This window comes from Bradyrhizobium sp. MI1.4, from assembly GCF_055811315.1.
This window is the reverse complement of record NZ_JBVVPP010000012.1, coordinates 100705-122475: the sequence shown is the minus strand read 5'-3', so window position 1 is coordinate 122475 and position 21771 is coordinate 100705. Positions and strand designations below refer to the sequence as shown.

Sequence of the window (21771 nt, the reverse complement as noted above, 5' to 3'; positions counted from 1 at the left end):
ACACCCGGTGTGGGCATTCGCTTAAATGGGAAACAACCGCTTATTTTTTTGGGGGGGGGGGGGGGGGGGCCCCCCCCCCCCCCCGCGTCCGGCCGGCGGCCGCATTTGCGTCCGTCGGCTCGCTGCAAAATTTTCCGGAACGCTCGGAAACTTCAATTCCGGTCTGGCGTTTTGCGGTCGGTTTCCAAGTTCTGGGAGTCGCACATGAAGAAACTTGCTTTAGTCCTGACGATGATCTCGGCCCTGTTCGTGGCGGCGGCCTCGCCGGCGGAAGCCCATGGCTGGCGCGGCGGCTGGCACGGCCATTGGGGCGGTCCCGGCATCGGCTTCGGTCTTGTTGCCGGTGCGCTTGCGGCGGGGCTGGCGGCCGATGCCTATTATGGCCCGCGCTTCTATGGCCCGCCCTACGGCTATTATGGACCGCGCGTCGTGCGGCGGGCCTATTATGTGCCTTACGCCTACGCTCCACCGCCCTATTGGGATCCCTGGTGGTGACGAGACAAGGCCCGGATCATCATCCGGGCCTTTTGCGTGAGGGCAATCGGTCAGCGGTTCGCGGCGCGCCTATTTGCGGTTCGCTCCCGTCGAGCCTGAGCCCGGCATGGCCTGCTGACCGCCCTGGGTTTGCCTGGTGTCGTTGTCGCCTGGCCGGGTCGTGGAGGACTTGGCCGGTGCGTTCGCGCCGCCGCCATTGTTGTCCGATGACGTGTTGAGGCCGGAGGCTCCCGCTCCCGTCGTGCCGCCGGTGCCTGAGGAGTCGATGCTCGACCCGGTCCTGGACGCACCCGCGCCGCCTTGCGCGAATGCGGAAGAGGGGAATGCGAGAGCCGCAACGAGCCCTGCGAGAACCAGCTTTTTCATGTCCGCTCCTGTGCTTGACGTCGTCACATGCCGTGCCGAGGCAAAGATCTCGGCACGCACCTGTTCCTGGGCGGGAGCGGAAATCCCGCGACAGCGACGATGAGTCATCCCGAGCTCATCGCACGCGGGGCGATCCGTTCCTGCGCCTGCGGCGTCAACTCGTAGCGATCGCCGGCTTTCACCAGCCAGCCCGCCTCGATCATGCGTCGCGTCATGCCCGCGCTGCACAGCGGGTGGCTGCCGCCGGGATGAAACAGCGCGCCCTCGCGTTCGATCAGGTAGCCGTAGAGCCGCGCCTGTCGAAGCGGGTTTTGCATCCCTGGTGTGGGCGCCTCCATGGTCTCTCGCGCAGTCCTCCAAGACGGCCTGAGATGCCGGGCCGATCCCCCGTCAGGCGGCCCCGGCCTGTGGCCCGGGGGCGGGGCTTCGAGCCGAGGCCGCCATTGCCGGAATCGCAAGGACCCGGCGCGGCCCAATACGCAACGGCCCCAGGTCGTTCCAACGACGTCGTTCCTGCGAGCTCGGTCCTACAAACTATCCGTTGCTCTTTCCGGATGGGTGTCGGCAAGGCGAATTGCCTAGGCCGACCAACGATCCTGCTCTTCTTGGTGAGCATGCTCGTTCAGCCGTTCGGCGATCTGATCCGCGATCTTCTCCGACTCGGCCGAGGCCACCGGCTCGCCCTTGTGGGTCCTGAGCTTGTCCTTGTCGGCTTCGATGGGAAAATCGTCGGGCTTCAGTCCGGCATCCTTGGTCATGGCGCGCCTCATTGTGTCTCGCATCCGGAAAACACGGGCGAGGGCCGTTCGTTGCTGGAACAATGAAGCCGCGATCGAAAGCCACAGCCGGGCGCAAGCGCCGCGCGGCCCGCGCTTTGCTCAGGCCCCGCCGACGGCCCGGATCACGGTCCCGCTGCCGCCGCACGTCACGCAGGGCGCGCCGTCGATCCGCCCCTTGCCATGGCAATCCAGACACACATCTTCGCCGGTGCCCATCGTCCCCGGTGCGGCTTCATCCCCGGGGTTGAGCGCCGCCGAACCCGTCGGCGGTGTCCCGGTCTTTACGCCCTCCGTGTCGGTCTTGGTCATCTGCAGCTCCCTCGAAAAGACCGCAACGCCTCTTGCCGCAGGAAGTGCCAATCGTGATGTCAGATGCGGTGCACGTCAGTCGCGAGCCTGCGCAACCTGGGAAAGTACGCCGTCCGCATTGGAGGCCATCACCTCATCATCACCGCACGCCCGTGCCTTTGCAGCGCTGGCACTTCACCACCTTGTCGCCCTTCTTGAGCAGGCCTTTGCCTTCGCAGTTCTTGCATTTCTGCTTCTTCTTGATGTTCGGGCCTTTTTCATTGGTCATGGACGGCTCCTGCCGCGAAAGGGCGGTTGATTGAGCATTGTATGGGCGGGTTCTCGGCGAGAACACGCAGCGTTTCTGGTGGGGCAGCCCAGCGGAACAGCCGAACGGTGCCAGATAAGCCCTACGCTCATGTCGGCTTCGGCACCACCCGCACAACGATGGCGCGTGATCGCGCCGATTGTTCGTCGCCACACGGCTCCACGGCGTCGGAACGTTCACCGCCTAAATGCATTTAGGTGGTGTCAGATGATGGAGGCCTTGAATGGCGAGCGGGCTCGCGCACCGGCGCTTGGCGTTGAACGGGATGTCGATCTTCTATCGCGAAGCGGGACGCGCCGGCGCGCCGGTCCTGCTGCTGCCGCACGGCTATCCCTGTTCCTCCTTCCAGTTCCGCCGGCTGATGCCGGCGCTCGCCGACCGGTGGCGGACGATCGCGTTCGACTGGCCGGGCTTTGGTTACAGCGGCACGCCCGACCCGTCGGAATTCGCCTATGATTTCGATGCCTATGCAGACGTGCTGGCCGGCCTCGCCGATGCGCTCGGCCTCGGACGATACGCCTTGTGGCTCCACGATTACGGCTCCCAGATCGGGCTAAGGCACGCGATCGCTCACCCCGAGCGGATCGCCGCGCTCATCATCCAGAACGGCGATATCTATGAGGATGTGCTGGGCCCGAAATACGCGACCATCAAGGCCTGGTGGGCGGACAAGACGCCGGCGAGGCACCGCCCGCTCGAGGAGGCCGTGAGCGAGGATGGCTTTCGTGCGGAGTTCATTGGCGAAGTGGCGGACGACGTCGCTTCCCGGGTGCCGCCCGACCTCTGGAAGCTTCATTGGCCACTCATGGACACGCCAGTGCGCCGACAGGTCTGCGTCGGGCTGATGGAGAAGCTGGAGGAGAATCTCGGCTGGTTCGCGCGCTATCAGGCGTATCTGCGCGAGCACCGTCCCCCCACGCTCGTGGTGTGGGGCCCCGAAGACGGATACATGCCGGCCGAGTCCGCCCGCGCCTATCGCCGCGACTTGCCCGATGTCGATCTGCACCTGCTCGACGGCGCCGGACACTGGCTGCTCGAGACGCATTTCGATGAGGCGCTGCCACTGGTCCGCGCCTTCCTTGCGCGTGTCCATGCCTGATCGTCCCACGGCGCGGCCTTCGCCGCGCTGGTGTCCCTTCGCCGCCTAAAGGAGGAAGCAAGCATGCCAACCAATCCTTCCATCGCACGAATCTGGCGTGGTCGTACCCGGCGGGACATCGCCGACAGCTACGAGCAATATCTGCGCGCTGAAGGCATTCCGCCGCTCGAGAAGACGGCGCTCGGCGTCCAGCTGCTGCGCGAGGACCTTGACGAGGAGACATGGTTCACGACCATCTCTTACTGGTCCGACATGCAGGCAATGACTGCCTTCACCAAGGCCGAGCCGACCAAGGTGCATCACCTCGACCGCGATCCCGAACTCCTGATCGAACTCCCTCAAAGGGTGGAAATCCACCGCGTTCTGGTCGATCGGTACGGCATGCGCTGAGCACGACGGTGCGCAACTTTGTCCTGTTCGCCGCAATGTCGTTGATCTGGGGGCTGACCTGGGCCGCCATCAAGGTCGGGCTCGGCGATCTGCCCCCGCTGCTGCTCGCCGCCGCGCGATACCTGCTGGCGGCCGCACTGCTGGCCATCGGGGTGCGTGGCACCGGCGCCGCATTCGCCGAAGGCCGCGCACGGCCAACGATCGTTTCAGCTCTGCTGGTCAACACCGGCACCTACGGCTTGCTGTTCTGGGGGATGCAGCACGTGCCATCAGGGCTGTCGGGGCTGGTCAACCTTACCCTGATTCCGGTCCTGCTGTTTGCCCTCGCCGCGTTGACCGGCGAGGAGAGGCCGACCTGGCATCATGCCGTCGTGCTCGCGATCGGTTGTGTCGGTGTCATCGGGCTGTTCTGGGCGCGGCTCGGGGCCGGGTCCGATGCGAGCGGCCTTGGGCTCGCGGCGATCGTCGCCGCGACCGTGAGCTATTGCGTCGGCAGCGTGGTCGCGCGTCCGTTGGTCGGTCCGGTGAAGCCCCTGGCGCTGACGATGGTGCAGGCGGCGATCGGCGGCGCCGCCCTGCTCGGCCTTTCGCTGGTGCTGGAACCCGTATCGAGAGACACGCTCGACGCTTTCCTCACTCCGGCGGCAATCGGCAGCCTGTTGTTCCTGTTGCTGCTCGGAACGATCGTGGCTTATACGATCTATCTCGTGCTGCTGCGTGAATGGGGTACGATGCGCGCAGGTCTGTATGCCTTTGTCTCTCCGATCATCGCGCTTGGCACCGGTGCGTGGTTGTTCGGCGAGGCGATCGGCTGGCTCGAGATCGGCGGCGCTGCCCTCATGCTGGTGGCCGCCGCGATGGCGCTGCTCCGGCCTTGGGAAGAACGTCCGACGTGAAGCGTTTGCGCAGCATCGCCGATCGACCGCCGCCGCTTCACCGCGTAGCGGGGAATCTGGCGCTCGATTTCGCCAACACGATCAGCTGGCGCGGCACGGACCAAGAGGTCGATCACTTGCGCGACGCCGAGGGAATGCTGGCCTGGGCAAGGGATGCTGGACTGGTGGGCGTCGATTTTTCGCTTAATGCAAGGCAGCGGGCGTTGCTGGCCGAAGATGGCCGGCGCCTGCGCAACGCGATCGACAAAGTAGGCGCTGCGATCGCGGACGGCGATGAACCGCCGGCGCTGGGCATGGCGGTGATCCACGATGTTGCGGCCCGTACCTTCACGGCCGCATTGCTGACCGGTTCGCCGGCCACCATCGAATTCACGCACGGGGACCGGATCCTTGGTCCGCTTGCCTGGGCTGCGGTCGACCTGCTGCGCGGCGACGAACTCGACCGATTGAAACGATGTCCACAGCACGACTGCCACTGGCTGTTCATCGATCGCACCAAGAACAGATCCCGTCGCTGGTGCGAAATGGCCACCTGCGGAAACCGCGCAAAGATGCAATCGCGCCGGTAAGCCGACAGCTGCCTTGAACAACAAGCCTCCAGCTCTATTTTGCGCTCGAGAAAGCATCCGCTGCGTAGACGACCTTGCCGCCCACGACCGTCAGCAGAGACGCCGTGGCGCCAATCTGCTCGACGGGGACGGACAGGAAATCCCGATCGAGAATCGCGAAGTCGGCGAGCTTGCCGGTCTCCAGCGTGCCGCGCCGCGTCTCGTCGAAGCAGAACCACGCGCTTCCCACGGTGTAGAGGCGCAAGGCATCTTCGCGGCTGGGTGTTTCGTCCGGGCCGCGCGTCGAGAGTCCGCCGACGGTCTTGCCGTCGAGCATCCATTGCAGCGCCACGAACGGATTGTAGGATGCGACCCGATGCGCATCCGTGCCGGCCCCGACATGGACTCCCATGCGCAACGCCGTGGCGATGGGTGGCATGCTGCGGGCGGCTTCGCCCACCTGCGCCACGATACGGTCGCCTCCGAGATACATCGCGTCCTGCATGGTCCAGCCGACACCAAGGGCTTTCATGCGCGCCAGCGTCTCGGGCGAGGTGTTGTCGAGATGGGCGATGGACCAGCGCAACGGCGCGAGCGGCGTCTCCTTGTTGACCTCGTCATAGAGGTCCAGGAGGTGATGGACGGATTTGTCTTCCTGCCAGTGGATGGTGATTGTCATCCCTTGCTTGGCCGCCCAGCGAATGATCTCGCGGAACTTGTCCTTGGCGGCCGCGTCAGGCGCATTGTTGTTGTACATGGCGCCGGTGATCCGCTCGCCTAGTCCGTTGAACCGCAGCATGTCGTCGCCGAATCCCATCGGCAGGAACGGCGTGAGAGTCTTGTACTCGTCGAATTCCGCGCCGACATTCTGGGCGAACAGGCTGAAGGCAACGCGAACCGACAATGATTTGTCACGCCAGAGCTTTTGCAAGGCCGCGTAGTGGCTGGGATAGATGCTGAAGCCGCCGGGATCCACGATCCCGGTCACGCCGAGACGATTGAGCTCCGTGAAGAACTGCCGGGTCCCGGCGACATTCTCTTCGAAATTCGGCCTCGGCAGCCGATCGAACAGCGCGGAGATACTGACGATGGAGCCGTTGAGCCACCCCGTGGCGTCGCCCGATGCGGCGCGCTCAGTCGTGATACCGGCCGGCAACTGATCCGCGGACATCCCGAGGGCTTGCTGCGCTTTTGGCGTCATCAGCACCGCCGAATAGAACAGCTGGATGTAAGCCGGATTGTCGGGAACGGCCGCCATCACCTCGGCGAGCGTCGGCCGCCGCTTCTCAGTAAACTGCAATTCGCTCCAGCCGCCGGCCACGATGATCCAGGATGCCGGGGGCGCTGTTGCCGCCTGGCGCAAGCGTTCCATGGCCTCGGGAATCGTCTTTGCGCCGATCCAGTTGACCTCGGTTGCGTAGGTGAGGCCGGCGCGCACGGCGTGAATATGGGAATCGATCAATCCCGGAATGATGGTGCGTCCACCTGCGTCGACCCGGCGCGTCGCGGGCCCGATCAGGCCTTCCACGGCATCGTTGCCGCCAATAGCAACGATCCTGCCGTCGCGGACTGCGAGAGCCTGCGCGATCGTCGATGCGGGATCCAGCGTCACGAGCTTTGCGTTCGTGACAATGAGGTCGGCCTTTTGTGCGTAAGCCAAACTGGCCCAGCACGAGATCAGCAATATTGCCAGAAGCTTGCGCATGGTCAGTCCCGAAATGAGAGAGGCAGGTGTGAAAGAGGCCGAAGCGGCGCCACACATCCGCCGCTGGATGCGCTCGCGGACATCGCGTGTCGCAACGGGGAGTGTCGTGATATTGATCATGTCTGGCACCAACAAAATCAGCCGGCCCACCGAAAAATTTGGTGGCGGCCCAAGCAATTGATGTTGCAGCCGCCTTCGCCCGCCTCGCAGCAGTTCGTCCGTCTTCGCTCTCACTTCGTTCAATCTACGCCGGACACCACGCTTCGCCCTCGTTCTCCGCGCGGCTGCGCCACCCGTAGCCCGAGGTCAAGAAAGAACCGCCCGGACGCATCGCATCACAGGCGCGCCCGCATCCAAAGCGCTCGACGAGGCCGGCGACGAGAGCGCCCGAACGACGCCTTGCCTTCGAACGGCACGACCCGTTTTTCCGGTGGATTGTGGTAAGCGGAAAGAAAAGGCCGCGCCTTCGGGTGCGCGGCCTTCGTTGCGTTCAGACGGACCGCTCTCACCAGTGGTGGCGATGCCAGCGGTGCCGAACGACCGGGTAGGATCCGCGGTAATAGGCGTATGCAGGTCGCACGACTCGACGGTAGCGGTAGCCGTAGGAGACGGGCGCCGTGTAGTAAGTCGTGGTGGCGTACCCGCCACCCCAGCGATACGGCTCGTCATACCCGTAGTCGTACGCATAGGGTCCGCCGTAATAGCCCGCTCCATAGTAGCCGGGGCCACCGTAGTAGCCATAACCTGGTCCCCATCCATACGCCGACGAGGCAAGCCCGCCGATCACAGCGCCGGCCAACAGGCCGCCGGCGATGCCCGGTCCCCAGCCCCCTCGCCAGTGGGCTTCTGCAGGAGACGTGGCGGCCACCGAGGACAGACCAAGAGCGCCGACCAGCAGCGCCGACATCGCGATCTTCTTCATCGAGATTCCTTTCACATTGCTGCGCCCTGTCGATAACGGGAAAAATAGGCAATGGTTGCAGCTGCACCCCCGCGGCGAGGGGGCAATGGATCCTCGCCTCCTGACTCACCTCCTTTCGTATACTTCCGGAAAAACTGGAAACCTTCCAGATTGCCTTGAGTTGGCAGCGACTGGGTTCGGTCTCCGGAGAGAGTAAGTATGGTCGACGAAGTCGTCTTGAAGAACGCCACGGAGACCGCCTGGACGGTGTATCGGGCGCGGCACCCCGAGGTCGATGCGCATGACAGCCGGCGCTGCCTTCTGGAGCGCCACCTCCACAGCAGGTCGGAAGCGCGAGAGAGCGATACCGAAGAACTCGCTGGCTTGGGATAGCCTACCTGCAGCGGCTTCCTCCAGACGAATGTTGACGATCGTGAAGACGCTCGCAGCGCGCGTGGTCCGTGGAAGCACGAGGCCCAATTGGACGCTGCTTGCGATTTCATCCCTCATTTCCGCTGGGATCGTCACGGTCCTGCGGTCCGTGTTCGGGGCCTAGCCGATGCGGATTGCCCAGCTTGCTCCCTTGGCCGAGAGCGTACCTCCAAAGCTCTACGGCGGCACCGAGCGTGTGATAGCCTGGCTGGTGGACGAACTGGTCGAATCCGGGCACGACGTCACCCTGTTCGCAAGCGGGGACTCGAAGACGAAGGGAAAGCTCCACGCGGTGTGGCCGCGCGCGTTGCGCCTGGGGCGGAAGGGTGCGGATCCGAACGCCGCCTGCGCGCTTCTGATCGAGGCCATCGCCGAGCGCGCGCGCGACTTCGACGTGATCCACTCCCACGTCGACTGGTTGCCTCTTCCGGTGCTGAGCCGGACCGGCGTGCCTTTCCTGACGACGATGCACGGTCGGCTCGATCTGCCCGGCCTGCCCCAGGTAATCGGTGCCTTTGCGGACGCTCCATTCGTCTCGATTTCCGCCGACCAGCGTCGGCCGCTTCCGGAAGCGAACTGGATCGCGACGATCCAGCACGGACTGACCAAGGACATGTTTAGGCCCTCCTACGAACCAGGTTCGTACCTGGCCTTTCTGGGGCGGCTGACGGCGGACAAGGGTCCGGAGGACGCTATACGAATCGCGCGCGCGGCCCGGATGCCGCTGCGGATCGCGGCCAAGATCCCTCGGGCGGAGACGGCCTACTTCAAGAACGAGCTCGAGCCGAACATCGATGGCCAGGCGGTTCAGCTCGTCGGCGAGGTCGACGACGCGAAGAAGCAGCCGTTTCTCGCGAACGCAGCGGGCCTGCTGTTTCCGATCGATTGGCCCGAGCCGTTCGGTCTGGTGATGATCGAGGCGATGGCCTGCGGGACACCCGTGATCGCTTATCGATCAGGCTCGGTACCGGAAGTCGTGGAGGATGGCGTCACGGGCTTCATCGTCGACGGTGAGGAGCAGGCGATCAGAGCAGTGAAAGAACTGGGCCGGCTGGACAGACGAGTGGTCCGCGCCCGGTTCGAGGAGCGCTTCGCCGCAAGCCGGATGGCGAAGGAGTACGACGCCCGATATCGCGACTTGGTCGCTCGCAGAGGACGCCTCGCGTGAGAGATCTATTGCGCGGCTGGTTTGTCGGACAGGCGCGATCGAATCCTTGGCAATCCGTTCCCCGTCGGGAACAAGCGGTAATTCGGGGCGTTGAAGCCGGGCATCCGAACGGATGCGGCTCACGTTGGAGGAGATAATCCATGAAAAGCTTCCTTGCCGTCGCGTTGCTTGGCACTGCTGTGATCGGCGGCGCTGCTTTCGCGCAATCCACTCAGCCCGTCGATCGCACGGCGCCGGCGGCCACCGCCCACCCCGCCGATGCGAAGATGGCGTTCAAGGGAAATTGGCGCGCCTCGAAGCTGATGGGCCTGAACGTCTACAACGAGGCCAACGAGAAGCTCGGCGATGTCAACGAACTGCTCGTCGACAAGAACGGCAAGATCAACGCGGTGGTTATCGGCATCGGTGGCTTCCTCGGCATGGGCGAGCACGACATCGCGGTCTCCATGGACAAGCTGAAGTTCGTTGAAGAGCCGGTTCGAACGAGCTCGAGCGGCACGTCGACCCCGGCCCGCGACACCACCACGACCGGGACCGCGTCCACAACCACGACGAACCGCACCGCGAACGATTGGGTTCCTGACCACGCCGTCATGAGCGGCAATAAGGAGCAGTTGAAGGCGCTACCGCAGTTCAAATATTCGGACTACAACTAAGCGCGACGAGTGCTCTCGGCGAATTGGGGCCCCATTACGGGGCCCTTTTTTGTGCCCACAGGGCTAGTGTACCGATCTGGCGCAATGAAAAACGGCCCGCCCAAATCATTGGGCGGGCCGTTCATCCGTGCGGGGTCATCCGCTCAGTGCATGTGAACCAGGAAATAGCCGACGCCGCCAACAACCAGGACGGCTGGAACGGCCCACAAAATCAGTACGGGCATTTTTTCCTCCAATCGTTGTCAGAATGCTTAAACGGCTCTTACCGCCGTCGCGACTATTACTGCTCGGTGCAGACCTTCGTGGTCTTGACCGCGGACTCTGCCTCTACCTTGGTCTTGTAGACGCCGTCGCCCACGACCGTCGTGGTGGTTGTGGTCGGCTTGGTGTCGACGATGGTGCACTTCTTGGTGGTGGCATCGCGCACGATGTAGAACTCGGCGGCGCTGGCGGCCTGCGTGCCGAGGGCGAAAGCGGCAAGAGCGCCGCACACGATAAGCTTCTTCATGGTGTTCTCCTCAAAGTGAAAATGACTCGTAAGTAGTCATTGCCAACGACGCTGCGCGACCGAAGTTCCCACTCTCACGATTTGCACAATTTCGGAATAAAAGAAAATGCACATCTCGCGCAATTGCCTAGTTTTCCCCGAATGGAACCACGCGTCTCGCCCCAGGTTGTCCGACGTCCGCATTAAGGAGGTTCAGATGAACAAGCGTTTATTTTTGGCTACCACCGCTGCAGTCGCGATCGCGACTTCCGCTTTTGCCCAGTCTTCTCCGAGCACGTCGAACTCCAATCCGCCGTCTCGTCAGCAGGATTCCACATCCACGACGCCGTCGACTTCGCCGACCAATTCATCTTTGGGATCCGCACAGTCCGCCAATCCTTCGACGAATTCGGCCCAGACGCAGTCGCCGTCCTCGAGCGGTCAGACCGCTGCAGGCCAGCCGTCCAATTCGGGTACCGGCACCAACACCACGCAGGCGCCTGCCTCGAACAACTCGACCAACCAGGCTCAGACCAATCAGCCGTCCAATCAGACAACTACGCCTTCCAACCAGGCGCAGACCAATTCTCCTTCGAACACGAATACCCAGACGCAGAGCGCCAATCCGCCTGCTCCGGGCAACAACCAGGCACAGTCCCCGGCGGGCAGCGGTTCGACCAACACGGCGCAGCAGCCGAACAATCAGCAGAACACGGCCGATCGCTCCTCGAACACCAACGTGAACGCGTCGGTGAACATCAACGATCAGCAACGGACCCGGATCAGCACGTCGATTTCGCATCTGAACGTGCAGCCCCTCAACAACGTGAACTTCTCGTTGTCGGTGGGCACGGCGGTGCCGCGCGATGTCCGCTTGCAGCCGCTCCCGGCGGAGGTCGTCGAGGTCGTGCCGCAGTACAGAGGCTACAACTTCGTGTTGGTGAAGGACGAGATCGTGATCGTGGAGCCTTCGAGCTACCAGATCGTCGCGGTCCTCCCGTACTCGGGTCGTTCGACCGCGGCTGCGCCGGCCCGCACCGAACAGCGCAAGGTGACGTTCAGCGATCGCGATCGCGAAGTGATCCGCAAGCACGCCAAGGCGCGTTCCGAGGCGCGTCCCGTCGAGCGCGAGCGGCAGACCACCGGCAGCACCGCGCGCACCGAAATCCGCAGGGGTGAGCGCCTGCCGGCAGACGTAGACGTGGAGACGTTCCCCGAGGAGGTCTATCGCGACGCACCGAGCCTGCGGGAGTACCGGTACATCAACCGGGATAGCCGGACTTACATCGTCGAACCGCAGGAACGTCGCGTCATCGAAGAGATCGATTGATCTCGTCACAATAAGGAGAACGAACATGAGGACTATTGCTCTCGTAGCGTTTGCGGCCACCGCCATGCTCGCGTCGGCGGCCTCGGCAGCTCCGCTCAATCCCAGTCTGGTTGGATCGGAGGAGGCGGCAAACGTCGATCAGGTTCGCCTGGTCTGCAACGAGTACGGCCGCTGCTTCCGCACCCGCGGTCCCCGCTATGTGCAGCGTTACTACGGCGACGATGACAGCTACGTCGTGCGCAGGAGCTATGGCTCCTACGGCGGTCCGGGCTATTACGATCGCGGATACGGCTATTACGGAGGCGGGCCGAGCATCGGCTTCAGCTTCGGTACCGGCCGCTGGTGATCGATGATCTAGGCGCCGCCCGCAAGGGCGGCGCCATTCTGGATGGATCGACAGTTCAGTCTGCCGCTCCAGCGGGCCTCGTGTGGCTGCCAACGATAGGCAGCCGATCAGCCTCGCGCAGCAGTCAGGCTCAGGCTCATCACGCGTACGACGAGGTTCTGAGAGCGCTACGTCGATCCGCAAGGGAACGATCGGCATTCCACCGCGTCGAGTCCTTGCTCTCGGCCCCCTTGCCCCCCAAAGCCCCAGCCGGGAGCAAAACCTAGCCCATAGGTTGGCGACCTCGACCCCGGTCGAGGTCGTTTATCCGTTTCCCTCGTGAATTCCGGGCGTCGTGCCGGCCGCTGCGGGAGCATCGACCTTCTCCAAGGATCCACGTGAACCGCCCCAGACGATCTTTCTTCCTCGTCGAAGACGAAGCCTTGATCCGAATGATGCTCGTCGACATGATCGAGGAGCTTGGACACGCTGTCGTCGCCGAGGCAGGGCGGATCGAGGATGCGGTGCGACTTGCGCACGATCCGGCCTTCGATATTGCCATCCTAGACATCAACCTCGGAGGTCCGACAAGCACTCCCGTCGCGGAAATTCTCGCGAAGAGATCTGTTCCGTTCGTCTTCGCGAGTGGCTACGGGCAAGAAGATATACCCGAGGGCTTCAAGAATAGACCGATGCTGCGCAAGCCCTTCCAGTTGGATGGTCTTGACCGAGCGATCCAAGCGGCCGTGGCGGAGCATGAGAACTAGCCGCGTTCCACCTTCGAACCGGTCTCCTGCCGCTGCGGATTCAGATCTGCTTCGAGTTCGGATATAATGTCCTGCAGCAGCCGCGCAGCCAAAGGATCCGTCGTCTCGGCGTGAAGCTTGCGGAATCGGTCCAGTTCCTCGGCGTGTTTTGGTGATCGATCGACCATAGTGTTCTCGCAAGCTCCGACATCATCTACGTCACAAGCCGTCCATGGTTGCAGAGGAAATCCGAAAATGCTTCGCGGTCTTCAGCTGTCGAGCGCGATCGAGACTTGCACCTCGCAGCCTTGCGAAAGAGGCTTCCTCGCGACGGTGCCCTTCATGTGGGTGGCGAGGAGGTTGATGAGCCGAGTGCCAAGTCCGCTCTTCGCTTCCGCGGAGCAACCGATTCCGTCGTCCCTGAACGTGGGTTTCCTTGGCCCGCAGCTCGACTCCACCGAGCCGTGGCGGCCCTCCGGAAATGCGTACTTGAAGCAGTTCGTTGACGATCAGCCCGATCGAGGCCGCCTGCGAACTCCTCACCCAGATGTCCTCGCAGCGGACCCGGATCGAGATCGTGCGCACGCCCCGGTGAAAATCCGCAAGGCTGGCGCATAAGGACTCGATGTCCGGCGCCAGCGCGATCCGGCTGGTGTCCGCCGTCTCGCGCAGCCGGTCGTGAACCTTTGCGACGTCCACCCGGCTTACCGCGGACGCAATCGCCCTCTGCACGCCCGGGTCGGTTTCGGAGCGGGCCTGCAGCCTGAGAATCGATACGATAGTGGCGAGGTCGTTCCCGCGTTCGATGTGCGAGCTCCTGGAGCAGAACGTCCCCCGGCGGTCGAGGCCGGCCGGGGTATGAGGTACGTCATGGCGAGAACGGCGGCCGCGGCTGTCGCAACAATTCCACACCCGCGGCCGAAAAGGACAGATGACAAGAAGATGGCGGCAATGAAAAGCAGGAGCGGGTAGGATCGAAGGTATTCATCCGCCATCACCCTGGCGAAAAAGGCGAGACCGACGAGGCCGAGGGTGAGGAGGTAGCGCACCCAGACCGGAAAATCTGACTTGGCCGTGAAGAGGCGGTGCAGAAAGGCTTCCATGGAAGGCCAACGTTCCGCCCAGCCGCGCTGTTCCGAGGAAGGATTGCTCGTCGCTCGGTACTCCGGACTTCAGTGCGGTAATACCTTCTTAGGCCGCGTGTGCGACGGCTCTCGGCGCCGCGAGCTTGTCAGGGACAACCCGGACGGGCTTGAACTCGGTTTCGGTTTCAGCAACGCCTTCGCACCGGACTCACAAAGCCATGGACCATCGTGGTTACCGGCTCTTGGCGCTCCAGCTTCGACATGAACCATCGCATCTCGATCCTGCACCTCATGCAGGTGGGCGACTCCAGTTCGGACAGTGAATTCTTCAGACGATCTACCATTCGGCGAAGTCTGCTGCGCGGTACGATACCACGGCCGTTCGAGACGTCTGTAGGATTTGGGACGCAAGCGGCCGGCAGTCTATTCCTCTGGTCGCAACTGAACCTCACATAGGGAGCCACTTTGCCATGCAAGAACGTTCGGGAGGCAAAGCGGTCCGCACAAAAGTGCTTTCATTGGTGGGCCCGGCAGGACTCGAACCTGCAACCAGACCGTTATGAGCGGCCGGCTCTAACCATTGAGCTACAGGCCCCGCCGCGAGACGGCCGCGAAAGCTGCGGCCGGCAACGGTGCGCGGTTCGTTTACAGGGACGGAGGCGGGGGTGCAATGCTGGCGCCGGCGGTTGCAAACGTTGGCGCGGCAAGCCTTGGGATTTTTGAATAACCGAAATTGGCGATGATGCCCTTATAGTCCTGTTTTGCCCGACGGCGCAAGCCCATCTCGCCGAGCCTTCGTCCCCGCCCTCTGGCAATCGCGCCAGGGGGCTCGGTTTTCGATTCTGTAACCCCTTGTAATGCCAAGATCTTTCTACTGTGCATGGGGTTGTTTTCGCACATTTTGTTGGAGAGGGGTCTTCCGATCCCCTCCGATGTCGCGTTGGCGCGCTGCAGGCGCGCGGCAGTTCCGCAGGCCTAGTCCACCGACACGCCGGCGAACTCCACCACCTTGCGCCACTTCTCGGTCTCGTCGGTGACGAGCTTGCCGAACTCGGCCGGCGTCATCGGCTTGGGGATGCCGCCGGTCTCGGTGAGGCGCGCGACCAGCTTCGGGTCCTTCAGCGCCTCGTTGACGGCCTTGTTGAGGATCTCGATCACGTCGGCCGGCGTGCCCTTCGGCGCGGAGATGCCGTAGAAGCCGACCGATTCGAAGCCGGGCAACGTCTCGGCGATCGCGGGCACATCGGGCACGCTCGGCCAGCGCTGCGGCGAGGTCACGCCGAGCGCGCGGACATTGCCGCCCTTGGCCTGCTCCATCGCGGAGGGCAGGTTGTCGAAGATCAGCTGCACCTTGTTGGAGATGATGTCGGGGAAGGCGATCGCAGATCCCCGATAGGGCACGTGCACCATGTCGCACTTGCTCATCACCTTGAACAGCTCCGCCGACATGTGCACCGAGGTGCCGTTGCCGGACGAGGCAAAGGAGATCTTGCCGGGATTGGCCTTGCAGTAGTCGATGAACTCCTGAACCGTCTTGGCGGGAAACGCGTTGGAGACGACCAGCATGTTGGTGAGCTGCATGATGCTCGCGACCGGCACGGTGTCGCGCAGGAAGTCGAACGGCAGCTTCTTGTAGAGCGAGGTCGAGATCGCGTTGTTGGGCGCGACGAACAGCAGCGTGTAGCCGTCCGGCGGCGAGGTGATCGCGGCAGCGGCCGCGATGTTGCCGCCCGAGCCGGTGCGGTTCTCGACGATGAACTGCTGGCCGAGGCGGTCGGTCAGCCACTGCGCCATGATCCGCGCCACGATGTCGACCGGGCCGCCGGCGGAGAAGCCGATGATCCAGTGCACGGGACGGTCGGGATAAGCGGCGGAGGCGGGAGGTGCGGCGCCCAACAGCGTTGCAAGGAAAACCAGCCCGAAAACACTGTTACGCAAAATTCGCAACATGACGCCTCCCATTGTTCTATTGTCGTTGGGCTGCATGCTTTCACAAAAACGGGGCGCTGCCTACATCGCCGCAAGTCGATGTTGACGCGCCCCCGCCGGGACCGACCATGAGATTCGCGATCACCCTTGTTCTCGGCGCGGCGCTGCTTTCAAGCCCCGCCGCCGCTCAAACCGGAGGCAACGCCATTCCGACCACGACTCCCAGCCTGACGATCAGCTTGGGCACCGCGACGCCCGGCGGCGGCTTTCCGCTCTATGGCAACGCCTTCGCGCAAGCGATGAACGCAGCCGATCCGCAAGTGATCATCGCCCCGCGCAACACCAAGGGCAGCAACGAGAACATTCCGCTCTTGGAGAAGGGCGCGCTCGATCTCGCGCTGGTCGCGGGCGAGCCGGCCTATGAAGCCTTTGCCGGCATCGGCCGCGCGCCGGTACGGTTGAAGATCCTTACCGCGATCTATTCCAACCCCGGCATGTTCGTGGTGCGCGCGGACAGTCCCTACAAGACCATCCGCGATCTCGTCGGTCAGCCCGTCGCGTTCGGCGCCAAGGGCTCCGGCCTGCCGATCCTGGCGCGTTATGTGCTGGATGGTCTCGGCTTGAAGCAGGACGAGGATTTCAAGGCCGTCTATCTCGACCGCGCCGGCGACGGCCCTGCGATGGTCGAGGATGGTCGCGTCGCAGCACTGTGGGGCGCCGGCATCGGCTGGCCCGGCTTTGCGGCGGTGGCCTCGAGCGCATCGGGGGCGCGCTTCATTGCGCCCAGCGCCGAGGACATCACCCGCATCCGCGCCAAGCATGCGTTCCTCAAGCCGCTCACCGTGCCGGCCGGCTCTTACCCGAACCAGTCCGGGCCGATCGCCTCGCTAGGGTCCTGGAGCTTTGTCCTGACGCGCGAAGATCTGCCCGACGACGTCGCCTATCGTCTGGCGAAGACGCTTCACGGTGTCGAGCCGACATTCTGCAAACAGCTCGCCCAAGCCTGCGAGACTACGGCCGCGAACACCGTCGCCGCCGCGCCGAAGCCCGAGCTGATCCATCCCGGCGTGATCAAGTACTTTCGCGAGATCGGGGTGGTGAAGTGGCGCGCTTCCTTCCTTCTCCCCCTGTGGGAGAAGGTGGCGCGAAGCGCCGGATGAGGGGTATCTCTCCGCGAACTCAACAGCGAGTTGGACTCGCGGAGACGACCCCTCACCCGGCTTCGCTTCGCGAATCCACCCTCTCCCGCAAGGGGAGAGGGTCCACCGTCAGCGCGGCGTCGCTACACCCTCACTTCTTCACCATCGCACACGCCGGGTCCGGCGGACCGAACGCCTTGTCGCCCGAGATCGTGGTGAGGATCTTGTAATAGTCCCACGGATATTTGCTTTCCTCCGGCGTCTTCACCTGCACCAGCCACAGATCGTGCACCATCAGATTGTCTTCGCGTAAGCGGCCGCTGCGGGCGAAGAAATCCTCGATCGGCTTTTCCCGCATCTTGGCGGCCACCTTGAGCGGATCGTCGGTGCCGGTGTCCTTGATGGCGTTGAGATAGTGCATCACGCTCGAATAGACGCCGGCCTGCCACATCGACGGCATCTTGTTCATCTTGGCGAAGTAGCGCTTCGACCATTCGCGGGTCTTGTCGTCCATGTCCCAATAGAACGATGTCGTCAGCAACAGCCCTTGGGCTGCCTGCAGGCCCAGACCGTGGATGTCGGTGATCAGCGCCAGCAGCGCCGCCATCTGCTGGCCGCCCTTGAACACGCCGAACTCGGAGCCGGTCTTGATCTCGTTCATGTTGTTGGGCGGACCCGCCGCAATGCCGATGATCTTGGCCTTGGAGGCCTGCGCTTGCAGCACGAAGGAGGAGAGGTCGGGCGTCGCCAGCGGCGGCTTCACCGAGCCCAGCACCTTGCCGCCATTGGCGGTCACGACCGCCGAGGCGTCGCGCTCCAGCGAATGGCCGAAGGCATAATCGTCGGTGATGAAGAACCAGCTGTCGCCGCCGCGCTTGACCACCGCGTCCGCGGTGCCGACCGCGAGCGCGCGGGTGTCGAACACCCACTGGATCGCATAGGGCGAGCAGAACTTGCCGTGGAAATCGGCGGTGCCGGTGGAGTGGGTGATGAACAGCCGCTTCTTCTCGTTGGCCATGTTCTGCACCGCGAGCCCGACCGCGGAGACCGGTACGTCGACGATCAGATCGACCTGGTCGACGTCGTACCAGCGCCGCGCGATGGCGCCGCCGATATCGGCCTTGAGCTGGTGGTCGCCGACGACGATGCTGATCGGCTTGCCGAGCACGGTGCCGCCGAAATCGTCGATCGCCATCTGCGCCGCCGTCACCGAACCCTGGCCGGTCGGCGCCGAGGCCGGACCGTTCATGTCGGTGAGCACGCCGATCTTGACGACGTCGTCGGACACCTGCGCCATTGCGGCGCCCGGCAGCAGCGTCGCCGCCAGGAACGTCGCTGCAAAGCCGGCAGCGACCGGCAGTCCAAATCTCGTTGGCTTCATATTTGTCCTCCCCTGATCCGGCGCGTTGGCCGGTGTACCCCCGGGTATGGCCCGGCTGAATTGGTTTCTTTTGCAACTATTTGGGGGCGGGCGTCAACGTCAGGCGGCGAAGCGGATTTGTCCGGCCGGGGAGGGATCGTAGCCGGTCAGCTCCTCGGCGCGCTGGAGCAACCGCTTTTCGCCGAGGAACCGGATCAGGCCCTGCATAGCGGGGCGGAAATAGCTGCGCTGCCGCATCGCGAGGTCGAAGTTCTCCCAGACCAGCGGCACGAAATCGAGGCCGGCCGAGCGCGCGGACGCACGCGTCGCGATGCCGCAATCGGCCTGTCCCGCGCGAACGATCTCGGCGAGATCCGGCCCGGTCAGGGCCGGCATCTCGATCCGGCGCAAATCGCGCGTCGAGGCGCCGGCGCGCTTCAGCAGCACATCGAGCAGCATCTGCGCGCCCGTGCCCTGCTGTCGCATCGCCATCCTGGCCCCGAGCGCGAGCACGTCGGAAAGGCCGCGCAGCCGCTTGGGATTGCCCGGCGGCAGCACGAGACCCTGCTCGCGGCGCGCGAACGCGACCAGCAATGCATCATGCAGGTCCGGAGCGTCTCGCAGGACCGTCGCATTGGCCTCGGCGGCAAGATTGCCGTCGGCGTCGACGCTGTGGAAGTGCATTGCCACGGCCATCACCTCGTCGCGCTGTAAGCGCTCGAGCCCGCGTGCGCTGCCCTCGCTCATCGAGCCCAGGCCCGAGACGGATTCGCGCAGACTCCAATCTAGAAGCTCGTCCTGGCTGCCGCCGACGACCGGCGGCGGCTCCGCGATCAGCATGCCGGCCGGGCGCGCCAGTCCGGACAGCACCCAGAGGTCGAGTTCGTGCCGCGGGAAGAGCCATTTTCCGGTCACCTTGGTGCAGGGGATCGCACCGGTGGTGACGAGTTCGTAAAGCTTGCGTTCGCCGAGCCGAAGATAGTCGGCGGCTTCGCTGGTCGTCAGGAATTCCATCCTGCATTCCTATGCAAATTCTTGCTTCTTTTTGAAGTTCGACGCAGGTGGAATTCTGCATTTCAAGTTTTGTCCGCCACGACCATGCCCGATCATCTCGCTGCTTTGCAACACATCCCCACGCGCGATCTCTGCCTTGGTGAACGATCCTGAATCGCTCGCGTGGTGCGGATCTTGCGGTCTTCGCGCGCGGCGCATTGCCGGAATTTCCCGACGCTGCGGGCACAATGTGCAAACGCGTCACGAGTGCGGCGCAATCCATCAGCATCATGATCGCGTCATAGCCAGTGGGAACCCGATCATGGCCGTCCGCCGCCTCTCCGTTGCACTCGCGCTTCTCTGCGGCCTCGTCGCCGGCGTTGCAGCGTCATCCGCGGAGGACCGCGCGATCGTGCTCGCCACGACCACAGCGACGCAGGAGTCCGGCCTGCTCGACTATCTGCTGCCGATGTTCCGTGAGAAGACCGGCATCGAGGTGACGGTGATCGCGCGGCGCGCCGACGAGGTGCTCGAGGGGGCACGAAGGGGCGAAGTCGACGTCGTGCTGATGCATGCACGGCCGCAGGAGGAGAAATTCGTTGCCGACGGTTTTGCGGTGAAGCGCTTTGACGTGATGTACAACGACTATGTGCTGATCGGGCCGAAGAGCGATCCCGCCGGCGTGAAGGGCAAGGACATCGCGACCGCGCTGAAGGCGATCGAGGGCAAGGGCGCGCCGTTCGTGACGCGCGGCGACCGCTCGGGCACGCATGCCGCAGAGCTCGCGCTCTGGATCGTCGCCGGCATCGACATCGCCCGTACCAAGGGCGCATGGTATCGCGAAGCCAAGCAGGACATGGCCTCAGCCCTTGATGCAGCGCGCACGGCGAACGCCTATGTGCTGTCCGACCGTGGCAGCTGGATCGCTTTTCGGGATCGCGGCGATCTCGACATCGTCGTCGAAGGCGACAAGCGGCTGCTCAATCAGTACGGCGGGATGCTGGTGAACCCCGCGAAGTTTCCGAACGTCAAGAAGGAATTGGGGCAAGACTTCGTCGACTGGCTGATCTCGCCGGACGGGCAGGCGGCGATCGCCGGATACAAGGTCGACGGACAACAACTGTTCTTCCCCAATGCGGACAAATCGGGCGGCTGACGTTCGTGTCGCCAGCGGTTGCCAAACCGGGCGATGCATGGTCCATCATGGCGCATGACCCAGCGCCTGCCGCCATCGCTGACGCCACTCGACACCGCGCTCGCCGCGTTGCTGAAGGGGCTTGATCCGCTCACGCCGGTGGAGTTGCCGCTGAGCGAAGCGGCCGGCTGCATCGCCGCGGGCAATCCGCTGCTCGCGCCTCGACCATCCTGTGACGTCGCTGCCGCGGACGGCTGGGCGTTATGCGCCAATGATCTGGTCGGCGCGTCCTCCTATTCACCGCTGCCGCTGCCGACAGCGCCCGCCTGGGTCGATGCCGGCGACGCGATGCCGGCGGGATGCGACTGTGTGCTCGATGCTGACGCAGTCGAGGTGTCTGGTCCGCTCGCCCAGGTGTTGGCGGAGGGCGTGCCGGGGCAGGGCGTCAGGCGCGCAGGAAGCGACATCGACGGACGAACGCCTGCCGCCGCAGAGGGGTATCCGGTCGGTCCTGCCGCTCTTTTGCTCGCGCGCGCCGCCGGGCTGGACCGGCTGAGCGTGCGCCGTCCGCGGCTGCGCATTGTCAATGTATCAGGTGCAACGCTGACCATGCATTTGATCGCGGACATTGCTCGCGCCGCTGGACTGGATGTGCAGACGAGCGAGGCCGGCGCGCGAGACGCGGGATCGATCGCGGAGACGTTGGGGACGCCTACCTGCGATCTCCTGCTGACGATCGGCGGCAGCGGCGTCGGTCGCAAGGATGCCGCGGTCACGGCGCTGGCCCAGGGTGGTGACGTGATCGCCCATGGTCTTGCGCTCCAGCCCGGACGCACCGCCGCGATCGGGCGGCTGGGAACCATTCCTGTCGTCGGCTTGCCCGGATCGCCGGACCATGCGCTCGCGGTCTGGCTCGCGGTCGTGCTGCCGCTCGTCGACCTTCTGTCGGCGCGGCAGCCGCGCCGACAGATAGTCTTGCCGCTCGCGCGAAAAATTGCATCCAGCGTCGGCATCGCCGAAATGGTCCTGCTGGCCGAGGAACATCATGCGTGGGTGCCGCTTGCGGTAGGAGAATGGCCGCTCCAGGCAATGGCCCGTGCTGATGCATGGCTGCTTGTTCCCGCCGGCCACGAGGGATTTGCAGCGGGCGCGCCGGTCGATGCCTATCTGATGCGGGAATGATATGGGTTT

27 protein-coding genes and 1 tRNA gene are annotated in these 21771 nt (G+C 64.1%); 14 read left to right on the top strand and 14 right to left on the bottom strand.

Going from position 1 to position 21771, the window contains the following annotated elements; genetic code table 11:
- Positions 1-204 precede the first annotated feature (204 nt).
- Positions 205-495, top strand: a complete 291-nt coding sequence (locus AC0L23_RS16620; RefSeq protein ID WP_018455658.1) for a hypothetical protein — start codon at positions 205-207, stop codon at positions 493-495.
- 69 nt (positions 496-564) lie between these two features.
- Here AC0L23_RS16620 and AC0L23_RS16615 read toward each other — a convergent pair whose 3' ends face one another.
- The 5 genes from AC0L23_RS16615 to AC0L23_RS16595 form a co-directional block, all read right to left on the bottom strand.
- Positions 565-861: a hypothetical protein gene (locus AC0L23_RS16615; protein ID WP_026232997.1), complete on the bottom strand. Its 297-nt coding sequence runs from the start codon at positions 859-861 to the stop codon at positions 565-567.
- A 104-nt stretch (positions 862-965) separates the two neighbouring features.
- Positions 966-1178 (bottom strand): hypothetical protein, encoded by a 213-nt coding sequence (locus tag AC0L23_RS16610; RefSeq protein ID WP_018455656.1) that lies wholly within the window; start codon positions 1176-1178, stop codon positions 966-968.
- Positions 1179-1439: 261 nt separating this feature from the next.
- Positions 1440-1619, bottom strand: a complete 180-nt coding sequence (locus AC0L23_RS16605; RefSeq protein ID WP_018455655.1) for a hypothetical protein — start codon at positions 1617-1619, stop codon at positions 1440-1442.
- Positions 1620-1739: 120 nt separating this feature from the next.
- The gene (locus AC0L23_RS16600) at positions 1740-1949 is read right to left on the bottom strand and encodes a hypothetical protein (RefSeq protein WP_085359684.1); all 210 of its coding nucleotides are present in this window, start codon (positions 1947-1949) and stop codon (positions 1740-1742) included.
- Positions 1950-2088: 139 nt separating this feature from the next.
- Positions 2089-2217, bottom strand: coding sequence for a hypothetical protein (locus tag AC0L23_RS16595; RefSeq protein ID WP_018455653.1), 129 nt, complete (start codon positions 2215-2217; stop codon positions 2089-2091).
- Between the two features lie 262 nt (positions 2218-2479).
- On the opposite strand from AC0L23_RS16595, the gene AC0L23_RS16590 reads away from it, so the two are divergent.
- From AC0L23_RS16590 to AC0L23_RS16575, 4 genes are all read left to right on the top strand, one after another.
- A complete protein-coding gene (locus AC0L23_RS16590; protein ID WP_085359686.1) occupies positions 2480-3355 on the top strand; it encodes an alpha/beta fold hydrolase in 876 nt (291 codons plus the stop codon).
- Positions 3356-3418: 63 nt separating this feature from the next.
- Positions 3419-3745: an antibiotic biosynthesis monooxygenase family protein gene (locus AC0L23_RS16585; protein WP_085359688.1), complete on the top strand. Its 327-nt coding sequence runs from the start codon at positions 3419-3421 to the stop codon at positions 3743-3745.
- Between the two features lie 8 nt (positions 3746-3753).
- Positions 3754-4641 carry a DMT family transporter gene (locus AC0L23_RS16580; protein ID WP_085359690.1) on the top strand — a complete coding sequence of 296 codons (888 nt, stop codon included), beginning with the start codon at positions 3754-3756 and terminating at the stop codon, positions 4639-4641.
- A complete protein-coding gene (locus tag AC0L23_RS16575; protein ID WP_085350352.1) occupies positions 4638-5210 on the top strand; it encodes a CGNR zinc finger domain-containing protein in 573 nt (190 codons plus the stop codon). Before AC0L23_RS16580 ends, AC0L23_RS16575 begins: the two co-directional genes overlap by 4 nt.
- Positions 5211-5244: 34 nt before the next feature.
- Here AC0L23_RS16575 and AC0L23_RS16570 read toward each other — a convergent pair whose 3' ends face one another.
- Both AC0L23_RS16570 and AC0L23_RS16565 read right to left on the bottom strand, forming a co-directional pair.
- Complete coding sequence (locus tag AC0L23_RS16570; RefSeq protein WP_085350477.1) at positions 5245-6894, bottom strand: amidohydrolase; 1650 nt, start codon at positions 6892-6894, stop codon at positions 5245-5247.
- Positions 6895-7399: 505 nt separating this feature from the next.
- The gene (locus AC0L23_RS16565; RefSeq protein WP_198957619.1) at positions 7400-7816 is read right to left on the bottom strand and encodes a hypothetical protein; all 417 of its coding nucleotides are present in this window, start codon (positions 7814-7816) and stop codon (positions 7400-7402) included.
- 198 nt (positions 7817-8014) lie between these two features.
- Between AC0L23_RS16565 and AC0L23_RS16560 the strand changes: the two genes are divergently transcribed.
- The 3 genes from AC0L23_RS16560 (at position 8015) to AC0L23_RS16550 (ending at position 10051) form a co-directional block, all read left to right on the top strand.
- Positions 8015-8188: a hypothetical protein gene (locus AC0L23_RS16560; protein ID WP_240543238.1), complete on the top strand. Its 174-nt coding sequence runs from the start codon at positions 8015-8017 to the stop codon at positions 8186-8188.
- 166 nt (positions 8189-8354) lie between these two features.
- Positions 8355-9395 (top strand): glycosyltransferase family 4 protein, encoded by a 1041-nt coding sequence (locus AC0L23_RS16555; protein WP_085350353.1) that lies wholly within the window; start codon positions 8355-8357, stop codon positions 9393-9395.
- 140 nt (positions 9396-9535) lie between these two features.
- Positions 9536-10051, top strand: coding sequence for a PRC-barrel domain-containing protein (locus tag AC0L23_RS16550; protein ID WP_085350354.1), 516 nt, complete (start codon positions 9536-9538; stop codon positions 10049-10051).
- A 280-nt stretch (positions 10052-10331) separates the two neighbouring features.
- Here the strand turns inward: AC0L23_RS16550 and AC0L23_RS16545 are convergent, their stop codons facing one another.
- Complete coding sequence (locus tag AC0L23_RS16545; RefSeq protein ID WP_085350355.1) at positions 10332-10559, bottom strand: hypothetical protein; 228 nt, start codon at positions 10557-10559, stop codon at positions 10332-10334.
- A gap of 196 nt (positions 10560-10755) precedes the next feature.
- On the opposite strand from AC0L23_RS16545, the gene AC0L23_RS16540 reads away from it, so the two are divergent.
- The 3 genes from AC0L23_RS16540 (at position 10756) to AC0L23_RS16530 (ending at position 12960) form a co-directional block, all read left to right on the top strand.
- On the top strand, positions 10756-11868 hold the full coding sequence (locus tag AC0L23_RS16540) for a DUF1236 domain-containing protein (protein WP_085350356.1): 1113 nt from the start codon (positions 10756-10758) through the stop codon (positions 11866-11868).
- 25 nt (positions 11869-11893) lie between these two features.
- On the top strand, positions 11894-12214 hold the full coding sequence (locus AC0L23_RS16535) for a hypothetical protein (protein WP_085350357.1): 321 nt from the start codon (positions 11894-11896) through the stop codon (positions 12212-12214).
- Between the two features lie 371 nt (positions 12215-12585).
- Entirely contained in the window at positions 12586-12960 is a 375-nt protein-coding gene (locus tag AC0L23_RS16530) for a response regulator (RefSeq protein WP_085350358.1), read from the top strand.
- On the opposite strand, the gene AC0L23_RS16525 is transcribed toward AC0L23_RS16530, so the two are convergent.
- The 4 genes from AC0L23_RS16525 to AC0L23_RS16510 form a co-directional block, all read right to left on the bottom strand.
- Positions 12957-13127, bottom strand: a complete 171-nt coding sequence (locus AC0L23_RS16525; RefSeq protein ID WP_162847249.1) for a hypothetical protein — start codon at positions 13125-13127, stop codon at positions 12957-12959. The genes AC0L23_RS16530 and AC0L23_RS16525 overlap by 4 nt on opposite strands.
- 31 nt (positions 13128-13158) lie before the next feature.
- Positions 13159-13851 carry a histidine kinase dimerization/phosphoacceptor domain -containing protein gene (locus tag AC0L23_RS16520; RefSeq protein ID WP_158091547.1) on the bottom strand — a complete coding sequence of 231 codons (693 nt, stop codon included), beginning with the start codon at positions 13849-13851 and terminating at the stop codon, positions 13159-13161.
- A gap of 692 nt (positions 13852-14543) precedes the next feature.
- Positions 14544-14619: transfer RNA gene (locus AC0L23_RS16515), tRNA-Ile, on the bottom strand.
- 380 nt (positions 14620-14999) lie between these two features.
- On the bottom strand, positions 15000-15974 hold the full coding sequence (locus AC0L23_RS16510) for a Bug family tripartite tricarboxylate transporter substrate binding protein (protein ID WP_162496299.1): 975 nt from the start codon (positions 15972-15974) through the stop codon (positions 15000-15002).
- Between the two features lie 107 nt (positions 15975-16081).
- Between AC0L23_RS16510 and AC0L23_RS16505 the strand changes: the two genes are divergently transcribed.
- On the top strand, positions 16082-17113 hold the full coding sequence (locus AC0L23_RS16505; protein ID WP_085359748.1) for a TAXI family TRAP transporter solute-binding subunit: 1032 nt from the start codon (positions 16082-16084) through the stop codon (positions 17111-17113).
- A gap of 130 nt (positions 17114-17243) precedes the next feature.
- On the opposite strand, the gene AC0L23_RS16500 is transcribed toward AC0L23_RS16505, so the two are convergent.
- Positions 17244-18473, bottom strand: a complete 1230-nt coding sequence (locus AC0L23_RS16500) for an ABC transporter substrate-binding protein (protein WP_085359750.1) — start codon at positions 18471-18473, stop codon at positions 17244-17246.
- Positions 18474-18572: 99 nt separating this feature from the next.
- On the bottom strand, positions 18573-19466 hold the full coding sequence (locus tag AC0L23_RS16495) for a helix-turn-helix transcriptional regulator (protein ID WP_085359752.1): 894 nt from the start codon (positions 19464-19466) through the stop codon (positions 18573-18575).
- Positions 19467-19767: 301 nt separating this feature from the next.
- Between AC0L23_RS16495 and AC0L23_RS16490 the strand changes: the two genes are divergently transcribed.
- Together AC0L23_RS16490 and AC0L23_RS16485 are read left to right on the top strand one after the other, a co-directional pair.
- On the top strand, positions 19768-20601 hold the full coding sequence (locus AC0L23_RS16490) for an ABC transporter substrate-binding protein (RefSeq protein WP_085359754.1): 834 nt from the start codon (positions 19768-19770) through the stop codon (positions 20599-20601).
- A gap of 54 nt (positions 20602-20655) precedes the next feature.
- On the top strand, positions 20656-21762 hold the full coding sequence (locus AC0L23_RS16485) for a molybdopterin-binding protein (RefSeq protein WP_085359756.1): 1107 nt from the start codon (positions 20656-20658) through the stop codon (positions 21760-21762).
- Positions 21763-21771: the final 9 nt, after the last annotated feature.